This is a genomic window from Alsobacter sp. SYSU BS001988, assembly GCF_054796215.1.
Genome location: NZ_JBTAMK010000050.1, coordinates 1 through 771, shown reverse-complemented (window position 1 = coordinate 771; position 771 = coordinate 1). Strand labels below are relative to the sequence as shown.

The following is a 771-nucleotide window of genomic DNA, read 5'->3' as shown; positions in this document are numbered from 1 at the left end:
TCAACGCTCGCGGAAGCCCTTGGCGAACGCCTCCTTGAGAGGATGGATCATGTATTCCAGCGCCGTGCGTTCGCCCGACGGGAACACGACCTCGGCCGGCATGCCGGCCCTGAGGCGCGCCTTCATCTCTTCGGGGATGTCGGTGTCCGCCACCGCCACCTGCGCCAGGAAGTAAGGCTGGCGCGAGGCCTCGTCGACCAGACGGTCGCGCGACAGGTTGCGGATCTGGCCCATGATGGTGGGCGTCGTGCGCGAATGGAAGTTCGGGAAGCGGATCTCGGCGGTCTGGCCGGTCTGCAGCCGGTCGACGTCGGTGACCGGGACCTGCGCCTCCACGACCAGCTGGTCGTCCGTGGGCACGATTTCCAGCAGCGACTCGCCCGGGCGCAGAACCTGCCCGATGGTGCTGATCTTCACGTTCTGGACGATGCCGGCCCGCGGCGCGGTCAGCTCGGTCCGGCGCAGGACGTCCTCGGACACGCGGATCTTCTCGCGCAGGTCGGACATCTTCTGCCGCGTCTCCTGCATGGAGGCCGCCACGTCCTCCTGCAGCTTCTGCTGCAGCTGGTTCACCTGCAGCCGCACTTCGTTGATGTTGTTGCGGGCCTTCGACTCGTCGATCTGGTTGCGGCCGATGACCCCGTCAAGGCGGGCCTTCTCGCGCTCCAGCGCGTTGCGCCGGGTCTTCGCCACCAGCCCCTTGTCGGCCAGGTCGCGCACGCCCACGAGCTCGTCATTGATGAAGAAGAGCTGCTGCTCGGCCGCCGCGCC

At 67.7% G+C, this 771-nt stretch carries 1 protein-coding gene; it reads right to left on the bottom strand.

Translation table 11 applies throughout. From position 1 onward, the window contains the following. On the bottom strand, positions 1 to 771 hold a 771-nt coding region (locus ACYVO7_RS25750), incomplete at its 5' end, for an HlyD family type I secretion periplasmic adaptor subunit (RefSeq protein ID WP_460452611.1).